The sequence below is a fragment of the Mesorhizobium sp. M2D.F.Ca.ET.226.01.1.1 genome (assembly GCF_004022705.2).
Classification (GTDB): Bacteria; Pseudomonadota; Alphaproteobacteria; order Rhizobiales; family Rhizobiaceae; genus Mesorhizobium.
Genome location: NZ_RZOY02000001.1, coordinates 200,494 through 220,081 on the forward strand (window position 1 = coordinate 200,494; position 19,588 = coordinate 220,081).

The 19,588-nt window shown below is 62.7% G+C and carries 20 protein-coding genes and 1 pseudogene; 15 read left to right on the forward strand and 6 right to left on the reverse strand.

The annotated features are described in order from the left end of the window. Positions 1-60: 60 nt before the first annotated feature. The 11 genes and pseudogenes from EN869_RS00995 to EN869_RS01040 all read left to right on the forward strand — a co-directional run bounded on the left by EN869_RS00995 (position 61) and on the right by EN869_RS01040 (position 10,862). Entirely contained in the window at positions 61-945 is an 885-nt protein-coding gene (locus tag EN869_RS00995; RefSeq protein WP_245489494.1) for a competence protein CoiA family protein, read from the forward strand. Between the two features lie 278 nt (positions 946-1,223). After that, positions 1,224-2,915: a ParB N-terminal domain-containing protein gene (locus EN869_RS01000; protein ID WP_127228052.1), complete on the forward strand. Its 1,692-nt coding sequence runs from the start codon at positions 1,224-1,226 to the stop codon at positions 2,913-2,915. A 179-nt stretch (positions 2,916-3,094) separates the two neighbouring features. Further along, positions 3,095-3,520 carry a hypothetical protein gene (locus EN869_RS01005; protein ID WP_127228051.1) on the forward strand — a complete coding sequence of 142 codons (426 nt, stop codon included), beginning with the start codon at positions 3,095-3,097 and terminating at the stop codon, positions 3,518-3,520. 13 nt (positions 3,521-3,533) lie between these two features. Further along, the gene (locus EN869_RS01010) at positions 3,534-4,490 is read left to right on the forward strand and encodes a tetratricopeptide repeat protein (protein ID WP_210213846.1); all 957 of its coding nucleotides are present in this window, start codon (positions 3,534-3,536) and stop codon (positions 4,488-4,490) included. Between the two features lie 91 nt (positions 4,491-4,581). Further along, positions 4,582-4,800: pseudogene (locus tag EN869_RS34950) on the forward strand (hypothetical protein); the annotation flags it as partial. Between the two features lie 461 nt (positions 4,801-5,261). Continuing rightward, a complete protein-coding gene (locus EN869_RS01015; RefSeq protein ID WP_127228130.1) occupies positions 5,262-5,849 on the forward strand; it encodes a hypothetical protein in 588 nt (195 codons plus the stop codon). 270 nt (positions 5,850-6,119) lie between these two features. Beyond that, entirely contained in the window at positions 6,120-7,127 is a 1,008-nt protein-coding gene (gene tauA / locus EN869_RS01020; RefSeq protein WP_127228050.1) for a taurine ABC transporter substrate-binding protein, read from the forward strand. Between the two features lie 59 nt (positions 7,128-7,186). Then, positions 7,187-7,981 carry an ABC transporter ATP-binding protein gene (locus EN869_RS01025; protein WP_127228049.1) on the forward strand — a complete coding sequence of 265 codons (795 nt, stop codon included), beginning with the start codon at positions 7,187-7,189 and terminating at the stop codon, positions 7,979-7,981. Continuing rightward, positions 7,978-8,823: an ABC transporter permease subunit gene (locus EN869_RS01030; RefSeq protein WP_127228048.1), complete on the forward strand. Its 846-nt coding sequence runs from the start codon at positions 7,978-7,980 to the stop codon at positions 8,821-8,823. The genes EN869_RS01025 and EN869_RS01030 overlap by 4 nt, the downstream gene beginning before the upstream one ends. Positions 8,824-8,867: 44 nt before the next feature. Next, positions 8,868-10,013, forward strand: a complete 1,146-nt coding sequence (gene ssuD / locus EN869_RS01035) for an FMNH2-dependent alkanesulfonate monooxygenase (protein WP_127228047.1) — start codon at positions 8,868-8,870, stop codon at positions 10,011-10,013. 396 nt (positions 10,014-10,409) lie between these two features. Next, a complete protein-coding gene (locus EN869_RS01040; RefSeq protein ID WP_127228046.1) occupies positions 10,410-10,862 on the forward strand; it encodes a MucR family transcriptional regulator in 453 nt (150 codons plus the stop codon). Positions 10,863-11,513: 651 nt separating this feature from the next. Here EN869_RS01040 and EN869_RS34240 read toward each other — a convergent pair. Further along, the gene (locus EN869_RS34240; protein ID WP_167531535.1) at positions 11,514-11,831 is read right to left on the reverse strand and encodes a hypothetical protein; all 318 of its coding nucleotides are present in this window, start codon (positions 11,829-11,831) and stop codon (positions 11,514-11,516) included. A gap of 284 nt (positions 11,832-12,115) precedes the next feature. Further along, on the reverse strand, positions 12,116-12,340 hold the full coding sequence (locus EN869_RS34245) for a hypothetical protein (RefSeq protein WP_167506965.1): 225 nt from the start codon (positions 12,338-12,340) through the stop codon (positions 12,116-12,118). Positions 12,341-12,902: 562 nt separating this feature from the next. Between EN869_RS34245 and EN869_RS01060 the strand changes: the two genes are divergently transcribed. The 4 genes from EN869_RS01060 (at position 12,903) to EN869_RS01075 (ending at position 16,404) form a co-directional block, all read left to right on the forward strand. Further along, positions 12,903-13,604 carry a thermonuclease family protein gene (locus EN869_RS01060; protein WP_245489495.1) on the forward strand — a complete coding sequence of 234 codons (702 nt, stop codon included), beginning with the start codon at positions 12,903-12,905 and terminating at the stop codon, positions 13,602-13,604. Positions 13,605-13,867: 263 nt separating this feature from the next. Continuing rightward, complete coding sequence (locus EN869_RS34740; protein WP_127228041.1) at positions 13,868-14,053, forward strand: hypothetical protein; 186 nt, start codon at positions 13,868-13,870, stop codon at positions 14,051-14,053. Between the two features lie 276 nt (positions 14,054-14,329). After that, positions 14,330-15,259 carry a zincin-like metallopeptidase domain-containing protein gene (locus EN869_RS01070; RefSeq protein WP_127228040.1) on the forward strand — a complete coding sequence of 310 codons (930 nt, stop codon included), beginning with the start codon at positions 14,330-14,332 and terminating at the stop codon, positions 15,257-15,259. Between the two features lie 833 nt (positions 15,260-16,092). Next, positions 16,093-16,404 (forward strand): DUF736 domain-containing protein, encoded by a 312-nt coding sequence (locus EN869_RS01075; RefSeq protein ID WP_127228039.1) that lies wholly within the window; start codon positions 16,093-16,095, stop codon positions 16,402-16,404. A 22-nt stretch (positions 16,405-16,426) separates the two neighbouring features. Here the strand turns inward: EN869_RS01075 and EN869_RS01080 are convergent, their stop codons facing one another. The 4 genes from EN869_RS01080 to traC form a co-directional block, all read right to left on the reverse strand. Next, positions 16,427-16,705 carry a WGR domain-containing protein gene (locus EN869_RS01080; protein WP_127228129.1) on the reverse strand — a complete coding sequence of 93 codons (279 nt, stop codon included), beginning with the start codon at positions 16,703-16,705 and terminating at the stop codon, positions 16,427-16,429. 233 nt (positions 16,706-16,938) lie between these two features. Continuing rightward, entirely contained in the window at positions 16,939-18,861 is a 1,923-nt protein-coding gene (gene traG / locus EN869_RS01085) for a Ti-type conjugative transfer system protein TraG (RefSeq protein ID WP_127228038.1), read from the reverse strand. After that, a complete protein-coding gene (locus EN869_RS01090; protein ID WP_167506966.1) occupies positions 18,848-19,063 on the reverse strand; it encodes a type IV conjugative transfer system coupling protein TraD in 216 nt (71 codons plus the stop codon). Before EN869_RS01090 ends, traG begins: the two co-directional genes overlap by 14 nt. A 4-nt stretch (positions 19,064-19,067) precedes the next feature. Then, the gene (gene traC, locus EN869_RS01095; RefSeq protein ID WP_127228037.1) at positions 19,068-19,364 is read right to left on the reverse strand and encodes a conjugal transfer protein TraC; all 297 of its coding nucleotides are present in this window, start codon (positions 19,362-19,364) and stop codon (positions 19,068-19,070) included. Positions 19,365-19,588 lie beyond the last annotated feature (224 nt).

Genomic DNA, 19,588 nt, shown 5'->3' on the forward strand with positions numbered 1-19,588 from the left:
CCGATAACCGGCGAGCGGATCATCCGTAGCGCCGAAGATAAAAAGAAACAGCACCAGCTCATGCTGGCCGCGCTGCGCAAGATTTCCATCAAGAGCAAGATCTGGCTGCTGTCGAATTGGCAGGGCAGCCTCAACGCATATGGAGATTCCATGCGGTACGCACTTTTCAATGGGGAGCGGCATGAAGCCGAGCCCCATCTTGTCGGAACCTGTCCAGGATGCGCTAAAGCGATGATCGCGAAATGCGGCAGCCAGAGAATTCACCACTGGGCCCACAAGGGCGCGCGAGGCTGCGACCCATGGTGGGAGCCGGAGACACCATGGCACCGCACATGGAAGGGGCACTTCGACGAGTCCTGGCAGGAGGTTGCCCTGCATGACGAAGGTGGGCAGAAGCACATTGCGGACGTGCGGACCGAGCATGGCCTTGTGCTGGAGTTCCAGCACTCGCACATCTCGCCAGTTGAGCGGCAGTCGCGTGAGGACTCCTATCGCAACATGGTATGGATCGTCGACGGAACCCGGCGCAAGCGGGACCTGCCACGATTTATTGACGGCCGCCGATCACTACGGTTCTCGCCTTGGACCGGCATCTACACAACGCCGTTTCCGTACGAGTGCTTCCCATCTGATTGGCTCGACAGCGCTGCCCCGGTTTTCTTCGACTTTGCAGGCATGGATCCGGTCGACCCGCGCGCCGGTATCGAACAACGCCTGTTGTGGGGATTGCTGCCTGGACGCGCCGACGGGCACGCCGTTGTCGTCGCTTTTGCTCGCGAGCATATCATTCTGGCAGCGCGCACTCGACCGCAGATCGTTCCGGCGCGCGAGATCGTTGCTACCATAGGCTCCCGATATCGAGCCGCGCGCGTCGAGGCGTATCGGTATGCTGCACGGCCTGCCTGGCGCCGGCGGACACTACGGCGTCATACCGCTCGGCTTTAGCCGAGGTCTTGGGAAAGGGGAAACAAAGCAGGAGGAAGAGGAGATGAGCCCGCTCGCAGATCGGGCGGACCGCTGAGGCTGGCGCTCAATCGCTCCCGTCGCGATCCCGGCCCGTCATCCTGCGCAGGGCTCACAAGCCCCGCTTGGCTAGCCGGTCAGGGATGCTCGTTCGCAATTGCACCGGCCCGCCCGCTCCGCGGGCCGGGGGATGTCTTCGGGAAGAAGACGGAAAGGGACCGGCGATGTGCCGTGTCCGCAATCCCCAAAGGAGCATCTCCATGGAACTGAAATTTGTCGATCCGCGTTCGCTCAAGGACAATCCCGACAAGGCGCGCCGTTCCAAGTCCAGCCCGCAGGCCGACGCCCTGCTGCTGGCGACGATCAAGGCAGTCGGCATCGTGCAGCCACCTGTCGTCGCCGCCGAGACCGATGGCGGCAACGGCTTCGTCATCGACGAGGGCCACCGTCGCGTCAAGCAGGCGATCGCCGCCGGTCTGGACGAGATCGCCGTTCTGGTCGTTCCCCGGGCCGAGGATGGCGGGGCCATGCGCTCGCTGGTCACGACGATCGCGCATGAGCAGCTCAACCCCGTCGACCAGTGGCGCGCTGTCGAGCGTCTCGTCGCGCTTGGCTGGACCGAGGAGGCGATTGGCATTGCGCTCGCCCAGTCGGTACGCCAGATCAAGAAGCTGAGGCTGCTCGCCAATGTGCTGCCGGCGATGCTGGATCATATGGCCAAGGGCGACATGCCTGACGAGCGCCAGCTCCGCACGATCGCGGCCGCCTCGCTGGATGAGCAGAAGGAGGTCTGGAAGGCGCATAAGCCCAGCAAGGGTGACCGCCAAGTGTCGTGGTGGGCCGTAGCCAATGGTCTTGCCAAGACCCGCATGTACGCACGCGATGCCAGCTTCGGCGACGATCTGCGAGAGGCCTATGGCATTGCCTGGGTCGAGGACCTGTTCGCGCCGGCAGACCAGGACAGCCGCTACACCACCAACGTCGACGCCTTCCTCGGCGCCCAGCAGGAGTGGATGACGCAGAACCTCCCGAAAAAGGGCGTCATCAGCGAAGCCAACACCTGGGGCGAGGTCAAGCTACCTCCCAAGGCGGAACGGGTCTACGGCACGCCCAAGAAGTCGGACCACACCGCGATGTATCTCGATCGCGAGGGCAAGGTGAAGACGGTCCACTTCCGCATGCCCGAAGCAAAGAAGGCCAAGGGCAAGGGTGCTGAGGACGCCGGTGACGACGAGGCGATCGTCGTCTCCAAGCCGCGTCCCGATGTGACGCGCAAGGGCATCGAGATGATCGGCGACCTTCGCACCGACGCCCTGCACGAGGCGCTGTCGCGCGCGCCCATCGAGGACGACACGCTGTTCGCGCTGCTCGTCCTCGCCTTCGCCGGCCAGAACGTGCGCGTCGATTCCGGGCCCGGCGGCGATTTCCGCTTCCGCGGACGCTTCGACCGCCACGCGGCAAGTCTGTTCGATGCCGAAGGCCAGTTCGCCGTCGACATAGATACGCTGCGCGTTGCGGCGCGCGGTGTGCTGATCGATGTGCTTTCGTGCCGGGAGAACATCAGCAAGTCGGGCATCGTGGGAATCGTCGCCGGCAGGGCCATCGGTGCCGACGGCTTCCTCGCCAATATGGGCACAGAGGACTTCCTCTCCTGCCTGTCTCGTCCTGCGCTCGAGGCCTCGTGCGCCGACACGCCGGTACTGCCGCGGGCGCGGGTCAAAGACACCCGGGCCGCTCTCGTCGATCACTACAAGGAGGGCCACTTCGTCCATCCGTCGGCCCTGTTCGCGCCAGACGCAGTTGTTCTCTCCGAGTGGCTGGCCAAGAGCGCCGTCACCGAGGTCGAGGATGAAGATGCCCCTGACGACGAGGGTGTCGCAGGCGAGGACCAGGCGGCCGAGGGCGACGCGACGGACGAGTTCGACGAGGGCTACCGCGAGGCGGCCGAGTAGAGCGTCGGTTCCCCTCTTTCGCACGCTTTGCCGCCGCCGGTCATCCCGGCGGCGGTTTCTTTTCAGCTCAAGTTGGCCACACTGCGATGCGATCAGCTAACGCAAAGTTGATCTCGATCTTGGATTGACTTCAAAGAGGCGCAGCAAATTCCTTCTGGCCAAGACGGATGGAGGAAGGAATGGCTGAAGAGGGCAATCCGAGTAGCCCTGTCGAGAGTGGGGCCGAGATTGCAGAGACCGACGGTATGGCGCAGGGTGCCATTACTATCGGTCAGTTTTGGGATGAGAACCCGTTAATTATGTCTTGGATGGATGGATATCTCCCAAGAAACCGAATGTGGAAAGATGCCATATTCACAGGATATAACTGCTTTTTCTCAATCGCAGTAATCTGTATATTGTCGAAGATATTTCTATTGCCTGACAAGGTGGTTTTGGCTCCCGGTATAACTTTGATATTTTGGGATTCATACCTTTTGGCAAAGCTTAACCAAAGAATGGCCCGTGCACAGGGGAAATTCATCAGAGCCAAGCTGAATGAGAGACCATTTTCCGAAAGGATACGGATCGGAGCGCGGGGAATCAAAGAATGGTTGAATCCTTAGATCGGAGGCTACCATGCGAAGGTTGTCAAAGTTGCTTTGTTTCGTCGCCGGCATGCTGACGGCCGGCGTCGCCCATGCTGGTCAAGCTGAACAGGCCTATAAAAGAGGAGATTATGCAACGGCTTTCGGGTTGTGGAACCTCAGGGCAAAGACTGGTGATGCCGAGGCGGAGGATAATCTTGGCACCGCTTATGCCAAAGGGCACGGTGTCACACAGGATTACGTTCAAGCTGCCGCTTGGTACCGCAGGGCAGCGGACCAGGGTGATGCCCAGGCAGAGCACAATCTCGGCTATGTTTACGACCGTGGGCTAGGGGTCAAGCAGGACTATGCCGAAGCTGCAATTTGGTATCGCAAAGCTGCCGATCAAGGATTAGCGGTCTCTCAAACCAATCTCGGGTTGCTATACAGAGATGGAAGAGGCGTCCCGCAGGACTACATACAATCTGCCGCATGGTTCCGTAAGGCCGCCGAACAAGGAACGGCTGTTGCTCAATACTTTCTGGGCTTGGCTTACGCCAAAGGACTAGGTGTCGCCCAGGATTATACCGAGGCTGTCGCATGGTATCGCAAAGCGGCGGAGCAGGGAAATGCCCTCGGCGAGCATGATCTTGGTCTGGTTTATGCGGAGGGGCTAGGCGTTACGATCGACTACGTCCAGGCCGTCTCCTGGTTCCAGAAAGCTGCGGACCAGGGAGATGCAGGTGGCGAGTATGACCTTGGTCTTTCGTATTACAAGGGGTTAGGGGTCCCTTTAGACTATGCGGAGGCCGTTGCGTGGCTGCGTAAGTCTGCCGATCAGGGGTACGCTAAAGCTGAGAATAGCCTCGGGGTGGCATACCTCGATGGCCATGGAGTGAAGCAGGACACTGCCCAAGCTCTGATTTTAATTCGTAAGGCCGCTGATCAAGGGGATCCTACGGCCAAGGCCAACCTGATCAGGTTGGAGCCCCCGCCCAAAAAGGCCTAAGATGCGCCGTCTCTAAGAATTTCGGAGCTCAAAACTGGTTGGCCTGCTGAGTTGATCGTTAGTTGTAACCACGTCGGGGCAGGAGGAGCGTTTCGTCGAGTGCATCGCCACACCCGGCGGGAGGCGTCGCGCCGGCACCGAGGAATGCCGCTTCCTCGTTCCCGCCGGCGAGTATGCAACCGGCCGGTTCGGTTTCGTCATCGAGCCCGACCGTCATGCGTCGCCTATCGCGGAAGCTGGCGCGGCAGGATCAGGCGATCGCCAGATCCTTGATCGGCACGGCGGTGAAACGGCTCACATGAGCGAGTGAGTCTAGCGGGTGCCGCTATTCGGTGGGACGTCGGATAGCCCGAATGGTCAGCGGAAACATTGGAGGCGACCATTGCGAGGATTGTTGTTGGTAATGACACGCCAGCATTCGATCGTTGAATTGGCAGATGGTGATGGCCACTCGTCCTTCTGTTCTCATGTCGAAATCGAGGCCCGTGCCGGCCTCCCTCGGTCTTGCTGCGGTCCTGAACCGGCCGCCGTTCGCTTCAAGGCCGCGTTCCGCGCCGCGGGCGGCCGGATCGATCCGGGCTCGGCATGGCAGGTCCGCGTCCCGCGCGAGGGCTGAAGAAGGCCCTGCTTGGCCGCAAACCTTCCATGCTCGCCTCGGTCCGCCCAGACCCTGAAGCGCCCGTCATTCCTCCGGTTCTTTTTGGGCCGCGCCCGAGGGAGGGCCGGCACGGAGCCGGTCCGAGCCTCGGGAAGCTGAAGAAAGGACATGCCATGACCAAGAGAGCCGCAAATTCCCGCGCAACCGCCCGGGTTGTTCCGTTCCGCAAGGGCACTACCCTCCAAATGGTCCGGCTCGCCTGTCCCGATGCCGCACAGTGCTCGCTCATCTCCGAGAGCTTTGGCCTCCCCGTGCTCGACAGCGACGGAATCCGCGACCAGCACAAAAGGCTCATCGTCGACACGGCCGCCGCGCTCGATGAAGGGCTTGGTGAACGCGCCATGCAGATCCATCTGCAGCGCATTGTCAGCGCATTTGTCGGCTCCGCCTACGGCGCGGGCCAGTTCTACAGCCGCGCGGTGAGCGACGCGCGCGACGCCACGGCAAAATCCGCCTGCGACGACCGGGACGAAGATGTCGATGGACCCGTCGGCTTCGACAGCGCCGCCCAGCGCAAGCGGGAGTTCGCCGCAGACATGGCGCTCCAGTCCCACGCCTTGCGCATGGCCGCAGAGGGCGCCGTCAGCGCATACGAGCAGGTCGTCGGCGAGGCCTGGAAGCCCTTCGAGCGCGCGACAGAGAATCCAGGCAAGACGGTCGATCGCAAGGCGGCCGAGCTGCAGATGGCGGCTCTCGGATGAGCCGCCGAGGGCGGGGCTCCGGCCCCGCCTCTCGTGGGGCGTGTCTGACAACAACGGCTGCTTTGCGCCGCATAACTGCGTTAGCCAAATTCTGCTCGACCTGCTGCTGGACAACGGATGCTCCGTCGCATGAGAGGCAATTTCCGCTCCTCCCCTTGTCATTGAGAAAATCATTCCTGTCTAATTCTATAAATTCAGTCGACTATGAGCCAACGCTCTGGATGGAGCGGTCAATCGAGGGGTGGCCCCTCCACTCAAAGGATCGATCTCATGCGAAAACTGATTTCCGCCGCCCTGGTCGCGCTCGCCGCAGCGGCCACCTCTGGAACGGCTCATGCTGACGACAAGAAGGTCGTCATTGCTTACCAGACCGGAGCTAATCCCTATAATCTCGGCATCGCTAACGGCGACCTTGCCAAGAAGACCGGCTGGAACATCGAATTCCGCCGGTTCAATTCAGGTGCCGACATCTTCGCCGCTATCGCGTCCGGCGACGTCCAGATCGGCGATGTGGGGTCGAGCCCGTTCTCAGCCGCCGTCAGCAAGGGTATCGACGTGAAGGCGTTCTACATCTCGTCGGTCTCGCGCGACGGTGAGGCCCTGGTGGTGCGGCCCGAAATCAACTCGCCGGCGGACTTGCGCGGCAAGAAACTCGCCGCCGCACCCGTCTCGACCGACCACTACCAGCTTCTGGCTGTGCTCAAGCAGGAAGGCATTTCCGAAAAGGAAACACAGGTCATCGCCATTCCGCAGCCCGAAATCGTCGCGGCCTGGAAGCGTGGCGATATCGACGGCGGCTTTGTCTGGGATCCGGCGCTGTCCGAACTCAAGAAGAACGGCAAGGTCCTGCTCACGGCCGGCCAGGTCGCCGATCGTGGCGCCCCGACCTTCAGCGCGCTGGTCGTTACCGGCGCGTTCGCCAAGGCCAATCCGGAGTTCCTCGGCCAGTATGTCCGGCTGATCGACGGCTACAACCAGGCCTATCTCAGCAACCCGGCGGCCTGGGGTCCGGATTCCGAAAGCGCCAAGGCGATCGCGAAATTGCAGGGCGGCACGGCGGCCGAGAATTCGGAGCAGTTGAAGACGACGGTCGTCCCGCCGCTCGACGAACAGGTCTCCGACAAATGGCTGGGCGGCGGCGAGAAGAGCGCGGTCGCGAAAATCCTCAAGGACACTGCGAGCTTCCTGAAGGACCAGCACAAGATCACCTCGATCAAGGACAGCTACGCCGCCTTCGCCGATCCGCAATACGCGGAAGTGGCCAAGGCCTCGAACTAGCAATCCTTGAAGGAAACGCGATTTGGCCGGCGCGCCGGCCAAATCGCCCGGAGGCCACCATGCTTCGAATCCGCGACGTCAGCGTCACCTTTCCTGCTTCCGACGGCCAGGACGTGCATGCGCTCGATCACGTCTCGCTCGATATTGCTCCCGCTTCCATTGTTGTCGCGGTGGGTGCTTCCGGCTGCGGCAAGTCGACATTGCTGAACGCGATCGCCGGCTTCCTGCCGCTCACCGAAGGCACCATCACGCTGGACGGACAGGAGATCGTGGCGCCGGGCGGCGATCGCGGCGTCGTGTTCCAGAAGGACACCCTGCTGCCGTGGGCCAATGTGCTGGACAACGTCGCGCTCGGCCTGAAGTACCGGGGCGTATCGCGCGGCGAACGCCATGAGCGATCGAGGCACCTTTTGGAACTGGTCGGCCTCGCCGATTTCGCCGAAAAGCCGCCCTACGAACTGTCCGGCGGCATGCGCCAGCGCGTCGGCATCGCCCGGGCGCTGGCCACCGATCCGAAAATCCTCTTGATGGACGAGCCGTTCGGCGCCCTCGACAGCCTGACGCGCGAGACGATGCAGCAGCTCCTGGCCTCGGTCTGGGCCAAGACCGGCAAGCAGATCCTGTTCATCACCCATTCGATCGAGGAGGCGCTTACGCTCGGCACGACTATCGTTGTGATGTCGCCCCGGCCGGGCCGCATCGTTGCCTGCTTCGACGCCGACTTCGTGCGCGACTTCGCCGAAAGCGGCGACATCGGGCCGATCCAGTCCCACCGGCGTTTCATCGAACTGCGGCAGGAAATCCGCTCGCTCATCCACCAGCCGGAAGGCGCCCGCACAGGAACCTTGCAATGACGCTTGCCGTTTCCCCAACCTCTTTCCCGCCCGCGAAGGCTCAGCGAAGGCCGTCTCCCCGGCCGCGCCGATCCGCATCGACAAGCACGTTCGGCATCAGTCTCGTCACGCTGACGGGGCTTATCGCTTTGTGGTTCCTCGCCGCGCGCTTCGGCTGGGCGTCGCCGCTTTTCCTGCCGTCGCCGGCCGACGTGCTGACCCAGTTCAGCGCCGTCGCGGCCGATGGTTATGCCAACGGCACGCTGCTCGACCATACGCTGGCAAGCCTCGGCCGCATTGCCGCGGCGCTCGGCGTCGGCATTTTTGTGGGCATTCCGCTCGGCCTGCTCATGGGGCTCAACCGCTGGGTCAAAGGCATCTTCAGTGTGCCGATCGATCTCTATTGGGGCCTGCCGCCGCTGGCCTATTTGCCTCTGCTGATCATCTGGCTCGGCATCGGCGAAACCTCCAAGATCGTTCTCCTGTCGCTATCGACCTTCGCGCCCATCTGCTTTGCGGCACAGGCGGGGGTTCGTTCCGTGCCGGTCGAACGCATCAACGCGGCGCTGTCCCTCGGCGCCAGCCGGGTGCAACTATTCACCAGCATCGTCCTGCCGTCCGCTTTGCCGGAAATCCTGACCGGCCTGAAGATCGCCATCGGCGCCGGATTGTCGACGCTGGTCGCGGCCGAGTTGATCGCTGCCCAGTCCGGGCTCGGCTATATGATCATGTCGGCGGCCAATTTCCTCGCGACCGACGTCGTATTCGTCGGCCTCATCGTCATCGCCGTCCTCGCCTTCGCCTTCACCAGCGGCATGCGCTGGCTGGAACACCGCCTCATCCCCTGGAAAGGCAAGCTCTGAGGCTTGCTCCCACAGATTGCGCAATCGCTGTAGGAAACAATCCGATGTCCGGCAACACCCATCCGCTCGATCTCTACTGGTATCTGCCGACCCATGGCGACGGCCCCTATCTCGGCACGGACGAGCGGCACCGGCCGGCAACCTTCGGCTATCTCAAGGAGATCGCGCAGGCCGCCGACCGGCTTGGCTTCAAGGGCGTGCTCCTGCCCACGGGGACGCGGTGCGAGGACGCCTGGATCGTGTCCGCCGGGCTGATCCCGCTCACCGAGCGGCTGAAGTTCCTCGTGGCGTTGCGGCCAGGCAGCGGGACGCCGGCGCTGTTCGCGCGCCATGCGGCCACGCTGGACCGCATTTCCGGCGGCCGGGTGCTGCTCAACGTCGTCACCGGCGCGGATCCGGCCGACCTCGCCGGCGACGGCAACAAGCTCAGCCATGACGAGCGCTATGCGCAGACCGACGAATTCCTGACCATCTGGCGGCGCATCCTGTCAGGCGAGCCGGCGGATTTCGACGGCAAGTACCTGTCAGCTCACGGCACCGACATTTCTTTTCCCCCGGTCCAGCAACCTTATCCGCCGCTGTGGTTCGGAGGCTCGTCTGAGGCCGGAATCGACGTCGCCGCTAAACACACGGACGTCTATCTAAGCTGGGGTGAGCCCGTCGAGCAGGTGAAGGAGAAGTTCGATAACGTCAGGGCACGGGCGGCGGCTCACGGTCGCAAAATCCGCTTCGGATTGCGCATAAACCTGATCGTTCGTGAAACGGAGGAAGAGGCCTGGTCGGCGGCGGAGCGACTGATCAGCCGGGTCACAGACGATGTGATCGCTGAGGCTCAGCATCAATTTACCAAGGTCTCAGAGTCGGTCGGGCAGAAGCGCATATCCGCTCTGCATCAGGGACGTCGTGACAAGCTGGTTATTGCACCCAACCTGTGGGCTGGATTGGGTCTCGTCCGAGGGGGCGCCGGCACCGCGCTTGTCGGGAGTGCGGAAAGCGTAGCCGCTCGCATTCGCGAATATCAGGAAATCGGCGTGGAGACGATCATCGCCTCCGCTTACCCGCATTTGGAGGAAGCGTTCAATGTTGCCGAACTGCTTTTTCCGCGACTCGGATTACAAGGTGAACCGCCCCTCAAGGAACGCGGCTGGGATCTTGAGTTCGGACGTGGCAGGGGCGCGGGGTCCGAGTAGCGGCGTCCTAGGTAGGGCGATTTTAGCGGAAGGAGGACACGGTCCGCGCAGCATCCACATCCCGCTGGCCACCTCTATTATCAGATTTCCAAGCCAGGCCTCAGAATAGCCGCCGAATAGGTCTCTATGCTGCGGTGCTCCAGCTGGAAGTGCGGCTTCTCGCCGATCATCCGAAATACCGACTTCTGCTTCCGGTCCCAAGGCTGTCGCCAGCTTGGCATGCAAGGTGGCCGCTCAAGGCGTGCACGGTGTCTCCGGTCGCCTCCACACTGCTCATCGGGCGTATGAGGACGCTGCCTCTACGAAGCCATTGGTAAACAACGATGCTGCAGTTGCGCTGCGCAGAAAACCGGCTATGAGGTTTCATCTATTGTTGCTGCGAAATGGAGTTACTGCATGCCGGAAGAGAATGATAACAGCCGAAGCCATTTGATCGAGCTCACCGCAGATATTGTGTCTGCCTACGTCAGCAAAAACCCAGTGCCGGTTGCGTCTCTTCCAGAGTTGATCGAAAGCGTGAATTCGTCGCTGTCGAAAATCGGACAACCGGCAGAGCCCGAGAAGCCGGCTCAGGCGCCGGCGGTCAATCCGAAGCGGTCGGTGTTCCCGGACTACATCATTTGCCTTGAGGACGGGAAAAAGTTCAAATCTCTCAGGCGCCATCTCGACGTGCATTTCGGAATGACACCCGACGAGTACCGGCAGAAGTGGGGCTTGAAGTCGGACTATCCGATGGTAGCGCCGAACTACGCGGCTCAACGGTCCGCATTGGCAAAATCCAGCGGGCTTGGCCGGAAGCCCACGGCAAAGCCGGCGAAAAGCACAGGCAAAAAGCGTTCTCCGCGATGAACGAGGAGCCTTGCCCGTTCTGCACAGGCACCGATGTGAGGCCCTACGTGACAGGCGAGGCCCGCGGTGTGATAGATGCGACGACCGCATCCGGCCCGGTCTGCATTGACGAACTGAACGCCGTTAGAAGTTGGAATCGCCGTCCCGCGACACCTGATCAGGATTGGGACTGAGGGTCGGTTATCCAGCCTCATCTCAGCCAAGGTCACAGAATACCCGACCGCTGGGGCTTCGATAGCGGTGTTTTTGATGATCCGGATTCTTGTCGCAGCCGGCGTGATTGCGACGGAGATAGCCGATCTTTCAACGAAGGCTGCCAAGCCTACGTTGAAGAGCAAGCGGATAAAGCAGGTCAGAACAGCCAATCTGACGACGGAAACAATAGCGAGGACAGCGACGAACAGGAAACTCGGCCGGGTCGCGGACGGTTGCCCACTCGTTTCCAGCGGATTTCCACCAAGGCCTGCATCGGATCATGCGCGTCTGCGCGCTCTTGGCTACTCGCGGCTCCGCCTTGTGGATGTGCGCCGATCATTTCGGCACAAGCATATATTTGTTCAGCCGGTGCCGTGGCTCGCCCCCGAGCCCCAGCGGTTAGGCCGGCGTTTGCTGGCCTACCCCGCCAGCCTGCCGGCCACTTCCGCGGCTCATCTATTCATCGCGCCAGATCACGCGCTTCTCCCAACGGATCTGCACCAGACGCCGGAACCGGATCGTGTGGGCCTGCTCTCCGGTCGGGTGGAATAGCTGCGCGCTCATCCACTCCCGGCTCTTGCACTGCTGGCAGCGGACCTTGTCTCTAACCTCATCGATCGTGACGTTGCCGATCACCTCCCGCAGCTCGAGCGGCTTGTAGTAGCGCGTGACGTTGCAGCGGGCGCAACGGATGCCCGCCACCTGCCCTGCGTCGTGGGCATGCATCAGGGTCCAGACGGCGCCGCGCGGCCACTTCTCTGGTTGTTCCGGCATATTCTGAAATGAGGAACATATTCCTGTGCGGTCAAGAGGCGCTTGACTCTTTTGTTCTCATTTTGTTCACTTCGGAAAAATGGAGACAGCGCCTATGAAACCGATGCGTAACACCGAAGCTGACATCGGAAATTTACGCCACAGTGAAGCGCGAAATGCCCGACATTCATCGCGCCATCGCGAAGAAGGACGCCGGTTGGGGTTTCTCGCGACCAAGGCAGCTGTCGCATTGGTTCTGTTTTGAGCAACGTGGCGAGGGAGAGAAGTTCCTATGATCAGCCCGCCTAGACGATCGGCGAGCACGGCAACGACCGCAAGACGTTGGAGCGCGAGGCAAGGAAGTTGCGCGGGTGACAAAGCTGTCGGACCTTGAGCCGCCGATCGTCGGGGGACGACATGGGCGCGACCCTCCCAGCAAACAGGATCACTTCTACAGTTGCAGGAAATGCGGCCAGCCGGTCGACCGGCGTGATCTGCGGCAAGCCATCTGGCATGAACAACCGGACCATCAGCCACTTGACCTGGACGGTTGATCGCGGATTGTTTTGGAAGACGCGGAACCAATTTCGCGCGGCGAAGTTAGCAAGCGCTCTTCGGGGGGACTCACGCGATGCTACTTGCGTTGAACGATGCGATCTCGACGGCCGTTTTGGCCGCCAGAGGCGCAGACGCGGAAATTTTTGGAGTGATAGACCTCACCAGTAAAAATGAAGCCCGGATCGGCGCAATAAGCTTAGGGCGCGCCATTCAGTTCGTGGCCAATGCGTCGGTGCTTGGATATGACGTTCGCGGTGCGATGGTTCTCTATGGGGAACCAGGAACGCCAAGCTTACGGGTGTGGGACTGCGAACATCTTTGGGCGCAATACGGTGGCGCTCTGCTCCTGCCATAGTGGACTTCGGCCTTATTTGAGAGCATCCTTCCGAGCGGGGGAAAGGCTTGGACAGGTCTCGTCACGACAATCGGTCTGATCAATGGCGCAAGCGCGCAGGCGCGAGGCGCTCGCGCGCCCTGCGGTGGGCGAGCGTGCCACGGCGTCTCATTTTCGTGACTGTCGCGGCGGCCGCTGCCTTGGCTGCACACGCCGCCATGCAGCATAGCGACAGCTTGCCCGCAATCAATCTGCAGAACTTGATCGGCCCCAAGCCGCAGCCGATCACCGGTGTCGCATCCGTCATCGACGGCGACACGATCGAGGTCCACGGACAGCGGATTCGCTTCAACGGCATCGACGCGCCGGAGAGCCGCCAATATTGCGACGACGCCAAGGGGTTTGAATATCCCTGCGGCCGGCGATCGGCCGAAGCGTTGGACACCTTCCTGGCCGCATCGAGGCCGGTTCAGTGCACCTTCGTGACATGGGATCGCTATCACCGCTTTGTTGGCGAATGCCGGCGCGCAGATGGCGCCAGTGTGGCCGGCTGGATGGTCGAGCACGGCCAGGCGCTCGATTGGCCCCGCTACAGCCATGGCGCCTACGCGACACAACAGGCGGAAGCAGAAGCCGCGAAGGTCGGCCTGTGGGTCGGCAAGTTCCAGGCGCCCTGGGACTGGCGCGCGTCGCATGCCGACGGTGCGGCACCATCGAGCCAGCCGCTCGGCGTCGTCAGCCGCAAGCTGATCGCGCAAAGCGGCAGCTATTCGTGCGAGCCGCGTCGCTATTGTTCCCAGATCAGCTCGTGCGACGAAGCACAGTGGTATCTGCACAACTGCTCGTGGGGCCGGAAGCTTGATCGGGACGGCGACGGCGTGGCGTGCGAAACGCTTTGCTGAACCCGGAACGAGCGTCGCACCCGCTCTTCGTTTAGCCTCAAGCAAGCCGATCGGACGCAGTTGTCTCCACGCTGCCCGCGACCCAATCCCGCTCTCTCGTGATGGCTTTCCTGGTGCGGCTGCGGATCTTCCACGATCAACCCGCAAGGGGTCCGCTAGCAAGCTGCGGCCGCTCGGCTGACGCCTTCGGGTGATCGCGCCCGCCGCCGCACACTGACGGAGCCATCGAGCGGGAATTGGCCCGCTCCAAGATGGAGCCTCAGATGTCCCACGATCTCACTCTCGCTCAGAAGGCCGCCTGGTCACTCGCCCGCACCCTCATGGCCCCCGTCGTCCTCTTCCAGGTCGACGACGAATTCGGCGTCCTGCCAGCCGACGAGCTCGATGGCGCCGACGTCGACATCCTCTTCGAATATGATCCCTACAGCGGCGGCCGGTCGGTTCATTGAACCGACATTGCTCCCCCATGCATCCACGCGGCGCCCACCGCCGCATTCTCTTTCTGGCGACCGTTCGCGGCCCCGTCCTTCGCCGTGGTCCTGGCGGAGCCAGGCAGTCAGCGCAACGGCTGCGCCGTCCTTCGCTGCCGCTGCGGCCATGACCACCCCATCGTGAAAGCACGATGGGGACCCCGGTCGGGTGCGCGGCCGCCTTCCTGCTCCGCCCAACCGGACCCCGTGACGGGGCCGCGATCGGCGCGGCCTCCAGAACTGGAGGTTCATGAAATGAGCAGGAAAGAAAAAGCACCGCGCATCGATATATATGCGCGCATCACCGACCGCATCGTGGCTGAGCTGGAGAAGGGTGTCCGCCCCTGGATGCAGCCGTGGCATTCGAGCAATGCCATCGGCCGCGTGACCCGGCCGCTCAGGCACAACGGACTGCCCTATAACGGCATGAACGTGCTGTTGCTTTGGTCGGAGGCTATCGCACGCGGCTTTTCCAGCCCGATGTGGATGACGTTCAAGCAGGCGCTCGAACTCGGCGGCGCGGTCCGCAAGGGGGAGACCGGCTCCATGGTGGTCTTCGCCAGCCGATTTACCAGGACGGAAACGGGCGCCGCGGGCGAGGAAATCGACCGCGAGATCCCGTTCCTCAAGGCCTATTCCGTCTTCAACTTGGCGCAAATCGATGGCCTGCCGGACCACTTTTATGGCCAGCAGGCAGAGCCGGTGCGCGATCCGATCGCCCGCATTACGCATGCCGACCAGTTCTTTGCCAATACGGGCGCTGTGATCCGACACGGCGGTGATCGCGCCTATTTTGCGCCGGCGACCGACCACATCCAGATGCCACCGTTCCAGACCTTCCGGGACGCTGCGTCATACGTGGCAACGCTCAGCCACGAGGCCACCCATTGGACTTCGGCGCCGAACCGCGCGAATCGCGACCTCAGCCGCTACGCCAGGGACCGAAGCGAACGCGCACGCGAAGAGCTGATCGCAGAGCTCGGAAGCTGCTTCCTCTGCGCCGATCTTGGTATCGTGCCGGAGCTCGAGCCACGCCCGGACCACGCGAGCTATCTCGACTCATGGCTCAAGGTGCTCGCCGACGACAAGCGGGCGATCTTCTCCGCCGCGGCCCATGCGCAGCGCGCCGTCGCCTTCCTGCACGGTCTCCAGCCGGCGGCTGCCGAAGAACGCGAAGCCGCCTGATGTCCATGCATCATCGAAGGGGAAGGCTGCGTGCCTTCCCCTTCGGCATCGCTTGGCCGTGCCGCTTGATGAGGCGGATCTGTCGGCACCGGCAAATCATGGCCAGCTCGATTTCTCGATCGACCAATGTGCAAGGCATGTACGGTGTCTGACAGGCCTAAGCCAAGCAGCATCTCCTTTCGAAAGCGTCCCTGTTTGCTCGAGGGTTTCGTGATTAGGTCGGATATTGCGAATGCGTGCGACCAGGAGGTGCAAAGGATCCTTGCTGCCATCTCGAGCGAACGGCACGCGAGCCTGGTGGAACAGCCGAGCGGCTCCAGATCGACGGCAAGTTCGGCCACGGGATCTCGCGGTACTCAAGGACCTGGCAGATCATTTCCACGGTCGTCGGAGATGGAGTTATCGGGCTTCATCGAGGAAGCCGATCACAGCCAACGGCGCATCCTGATAGCGGTTAGCGTCGGCCTTCCCACCAGCGAGGCCATAGGTGCCGAATACCGATACGTGGGCCAGCTCGTTCCTTCCGCCCCTCGCAACAGGCCAGCCCCTCAGCGGCTCGATGAGGCATGTCTGACCGGAAAGCGGCTGCGCCTCGATCGTTCTCCCGCAACGGCCATACGCAACTTTCTTCCCCTGCCGGACCCCACCCCACTCGGCTTGCCGAGCGGGGCCCCGAGGCGCCGCCATTCCTCGCGCTACCCAAGAAAGCCGCTCCAGGCCGCCCTCCATTGCATTCCGGCCCTTTGGGGTGCGGTCCGATCGTCTCCGGTCTGTCGACTGCCATCGAGGCCGCGAAGGGCGCGGCCCGAAACCAGAAGGAAAGGAACTTCACCATGGCCACCATCGGCACTTTCATCAGCACCGCCAACGGCTTCACCGGCACGATCAAAACCCTCAACCTCAACGTCAAGGCGCGCATCGAGCGGGTCGAGACCCCCTCCGACAAGGGCCCGCACTTCCGCATCTACTCTGCAGCCGTGGAACTGGGCGCCGCCTGGCAGAAGACCGCCAAGGAAACCGAGCGCGACTATCTCTCGGTCAAGCTGGACGATCCGAGCTTCCCGGCCCCGATCTACGCCACTCTGATCGAGGTGGACGGACAGGAAGGCTTCCAGCTCATCTGGTCCCGCCCGAACCGCGACTGAACGGCCCTGGCAAGCGACCCCGTCAAGCAGACGGGGTCGCTTCGGCATGTCGAGCGGCAGATCTTGGCCGATAACCTCGCAGCTTCTTGGCGCGCAACAATGCAAGGAAGAAACCTACGGCCTCACCCTCGTTGTCGAAGGAATGCTGGACGGTGCGGCCGCGAGTTCCGATCCGTCCCCATCGGCGGACAACGCAGGTTTGGCCGAACAGCGTCGCTTCGATCGACAACGCGTAGAACCGGGCCATGTTAAGGTCCGGGTCACGCCGTTCGATGTGGAGCCGATAGTGCAGCGCGTTCATGGCGAACAGAATCGCGCAGTCCAAATCCGGCGTCCAATGATAGGTTTGAATCACTGGGCGCGGTTCGATTCATTCGTGTGATGGATCGCGTGGCCGATCAACCGGCTTTTCCGCAACCGTGCTGCGTGGGTCCTGGCAAGCCAGCAGAAGCCCGATGGCGCTGCTCCAACCCCGCGTGCGGTTTAGGCGCATGGGGCGGGCGCCGATGACAGCCAGGGCGGAACAGAGCAAGGTCATGTCGCCTCCTTCCGGCGGAATCTGTTGTCACCTACGATCGAAGTCATGTCGCTACGCCGGAACCAGATCGCGCGCCCGCATCTCAGCGGCGGATTGCCGGCCGTGAACACGATCTGCTCGTCCATGCGCATCCGCATGACCTCATGCGGCTGGATCAGCCGGCGGCTGGCGAGCTGCTTCGAACGCGAGAGGGACGATCCCCGCATTCCGGTTGAGCGGTTGGTCTGGTCCACCTCGACCGTAGTCTCGCCGCAGCGCTTCGAAATATATTCGGCCGTGTCGGGATCGTTGATCGCGGCGAATGAGATCCAGGACGCCGATTCGAACCATTTCGAGGTGGCATCGCGGCCGCCATAGGTCTCGCGCATCTGGCCGATCGACTGGAAGATCAGCGTCAGTGTGATGCCGTATTTGCGGCCTGCATCGCGTGCGGTTTCGAGGATACGCATATAGCCGACCCGCGCCACCTCATCGAGCAGGAAGAGCGTGCGTCCCGTCACCTTGCCGTCGCGGTTATAGATGGCGTTGAGCAGGGAGCCGACGATCACGCGCGCGAGGCCGGGATGCGCCTCGAGCACCTTGAGGTTGAGCGCGATGAAGATGTCGGTTCCGCCGTTGGCGAGATCGTCGGTCGAGAAGGCGTCGCCAGAGATGAGGCGGGCATAGTTCGGATAGGAGAGCCAGTGGGTCTCCTTCACCGCATTGGCGTAGACGCCGGAAAACGTCTCGGGCGTCATGTTCACAAACACGGCGACGTTCTCGCGCACGAACTCCGAACCCGACTGCTCATAGATCTTCGTCAGCCGCTCGCGCAGCTTCGGCTCCGGCTCGGAGAGGTTCGCCCGCACCCGGCGCAGCGTCTGTTCTTTCTCCTGCGTATGGCCGGACAGGCAGACGTCTGCGATCAGGGCGGTCAGAAGCTGCAAGGCCGACGCCCGAAAGAAGTCGTCGCGCGCAGAAGCTGTCCGCGCGCTGTCGGTCATGATCCAGGTCGCGACCGCGACGATGTCCTCCTCCTTCGTGCTGCCGAACCTGCCGATCCAGTCGAGCGCGTTGAAGCCGTTCTCAGGCTCGGATGGATCCAGGACCATGGTGGTGTGGCCAGCCTTGCGCCGATGCTCGATCACCATCGGCGCGACCTCGCTCGACGGATCGAGCACGACAAGGCTGCCGCCCCATTTGAGCGCGGTCGGGATCGTCACCGATGTCGTCTTGAAGCCGCCGGAGCCGGCGAAGACGATACCATGCGACGATCCGAAACTGCCGTCGAAGCAGAGCAGGGGCCTCTTGCCGCCAGCTCCCCATGTCTCTCGGTCGTCGGCGCGGAACGACCGGGCAGCGACATGATCTCGATCAACGCGATAACGTTCGCCGATCACAATGCCGCCGTAGTCCGGAAAGAGCTTCGCCGCGTCACGCAAGCTCATCCAGACGGACTCGCCATGGATCGCCCGCGCGCCGTGCACACGGCGCGGCGTGGGTTTCGCGAAGGCGGCATTGCCCTTGACTGCGACACGCAGGGCAAAGACGCCGGCGAGGAATACGCCGGCAGCACCTATCGCCGTCGCCGGGTCGACATAGGCGAGGGCGGATTGCCCAGTCGGGACGCTGCCTGCGATCCCGACAAGCCGGGTCGCCTCGCGCGTTGCTGCGACCAGAACAACCGCGGCGCTGCCGGCGACGACGCTCCAGCCCGCCGGCCTGATGTTCGCCGAGCCGTTGGCCGCGAACAAAGCGGTCACGCCGATTGCACCTGCCGCGGCGTAGGGAAGGGCGAGACCGACGCGCCCGAGCATCATCTTCGCGTGTGCAGTCGCTCCGAACGCCGCCAGCCAGTGCTCGACGCCTGGGAGAAGAACCGTCGCCGCCAACATGATTGCACCGGGTACTGTCGCGAGCAGAACCTTATTCGCTGTCATGGCCGAAAGCCTCCGCGCCAAGCGCGGCAAGACGCGCACGCTCCGCGTCGTCGCCTTGTATGCGTCGGCTGGCGTCGATCAGCAGTCCGAGCAACAAGGCGCGCTTCTCGTAGCGAAGCCCGGCCTTCACGATCAGGCCGCCGAGCTCGATCTTCTCGCGCGTGTCCTTCTTGCGCGCATCGGTGATTGCGGAGCGGTGCATGCGTTCAAGCCTTGCCAGCGCCGCGCGCAGCCGCGCCAGCTTCGACCGCCGCGGTTGCGGCGCCGGCGCTCCGTCCATCGCCTGCGTTCTTCCTTCCGGTCGCTTCGCCCTTGCCGCCGCGAAAGCGCTTCGCGGTCTCCTCGAATGCCGCCTGAAGCGCGGCCTCCTCGATCTCAAGCTCGCCGAGACCGGCCTTCAGCGCGATCCGGCCGATGCGCTCGGCCTCGCGAGTCTCGGCCAGCCGAAGCTGTTCCTGCAAACGCGCGATTTCTTCCCTGATTTTCGATGAAGGCTTTTTCATTCCGGTCGGCCCTCCTTGGTGCTTGAAGCGAAGCTGCAAGGCCAAGGATCAACGAGGGAGGCGCGGAGCGCAGCCCCGTTTATTCTACAGTCGGCAAAGCCGACGCTTTTGGAGATCATCCCGGCCGTTCCGAAGGAGCGGCTCCAAGGGCGCAATTATACGTCGCTGACGCGACGTCCTGTGTTGCAAGCACGAACCGCCCGCCGATCCCGACGAACAGGTTT

Excerpts from the sequence above, each read along its gene's own strand:
- EN869_RS01075 (WP_127228039.1), top strand. The coding sequence starts at position 16,093 with ATGGCCACCATCGGCACTTTCATCAGCACCGCCAACGGCTTCACCGGC.
- EN869_RS01040 (WP_127228046.1), top strand. The coding sequence starts at position 10,410 with ATGCCGGAAGAGAATGATAACAGCCGAAGCCATTTGATCGAGCTCACC.
- traC (WP_127228037.1), bottom strand. The coding sequence starts at position 19,364 with ATGAAAAAGCCTTCATCGAAAATCAGGGAAGAAATCGCGCGTTTGCAG.
- tauA (WP_127228050.1), top strand. The coding sequence starts at position 6,120 with ATGCGAAAACTGATTTCCGCCGCCCTGGTCGCGCTCGCCGCAGCGGCC.
- traG (WP_127228038.1), bottom strand. The coding sequence starts at position 18,861 with ATGACAGCGAATAAGGTTCTGCTCGCGACAGTACCCGGTGCAATCATG.
- EN869_RS34240 (WP_167531535.1), bottom strand. The coding sequence starts at position 11,831 with ATGCCGGAACAACCAGAGAAGTGGCCGCGCGGCGCCGTCTGGACCCTG.
- EN869_RS01030 (WP_127228048.1), top strand. The coding sequence starts at position 7,978 with ATGACGCTTGCCGTTTCCCCAACCTCTTTCCCGCCCGCGAAGGCTCAG.
- EN869_RS01025 (WP_127228049.1), top strand. The coding sequence starts at position 7,187 with ATGCTTCGAATCCGCGACGTCAGCGTCACCTTTCCTGCTTCCGACGGC.
- EN869_RS01000 (WP_127228052.1), top strand. The coding sequence starts at position 1,224 with ATGGAACTGAAATTTGTCGATCCGCGTTCGCTCAAGGACAATCCCGAC.
- EN869_RS01005 (WP_127228051.1), top strand. The coding sequence starts at position 3,095 with ATGGCTGAAGAGGGCAATCCGAGTAGCCCTGTCGAGAGTGGGGCCGAG.
- EN869_RS00995 (WP_245489494.1), top strand. The coding sequence starts at position 61 with ATGCTGGCCGCGCTGCGCAAGATTTCCATCAAGAGCAAGATCTGGCTG.
- EN869_RS34245 (WP_167506965.1), bottom strand. The coding sequence starts at position 12,340 with ATGGTCCGGTTGTTCATGCCAGATGGCTTGCCGCAGATCACGCCGGTC.
- EN869_RS01090 (WP_167506966.1), bottom strand. The coding sequence starts at position 19,063 with ATGCACCGCTCCGCAATCACCGATGCGCGCAAGAAGGACACGCGCGAG.
- EN869_RS01080 (WP_127228129.1), bottom strand. The coding sequence starts at position 16,705 with ATGAACGCGCTGCACTATCGGCTCCACATCGAACGGCGTGACCCGGAC.
- EN869_RS01010 (WP_210213846.1), top strand. The coding sequence starts at position 3,534 with ATGCGAAGGTTGTCAAAGTTGCTTTGTTTCGTCGCCGGCATGCTGACG.
- EN869_RS01070 (WP_127228040.1), top strand. The coding sequence starts at position 14,330 with ATGAGCAGGAAAGAAAAAGCACCGCGCATCGATATATATGCGCGCATC.
- EN869_RS01015 (WP_127228130.1), top strand. The coding sequence starts at position 5,262 with ATGACCAAGAGAGCCGCAAATTCCCGCGCAACCGCCCGGGTTGTTCCG.
- ssuD (WP_127228047.1), top strand. The coding sequence starts at position 8,868 with ATGTCCGGCAACACCCATCCGCTCGATCTCTACTGGTATCTGCCGACC.
- EN869_RS34740 (WP_127228041.1), top strand. The coding sequence starts at position 13,868 with ATGTCCCACGATCTCACTCTCGCTCAGAAGGCCGCCTGGTCACTCGCC.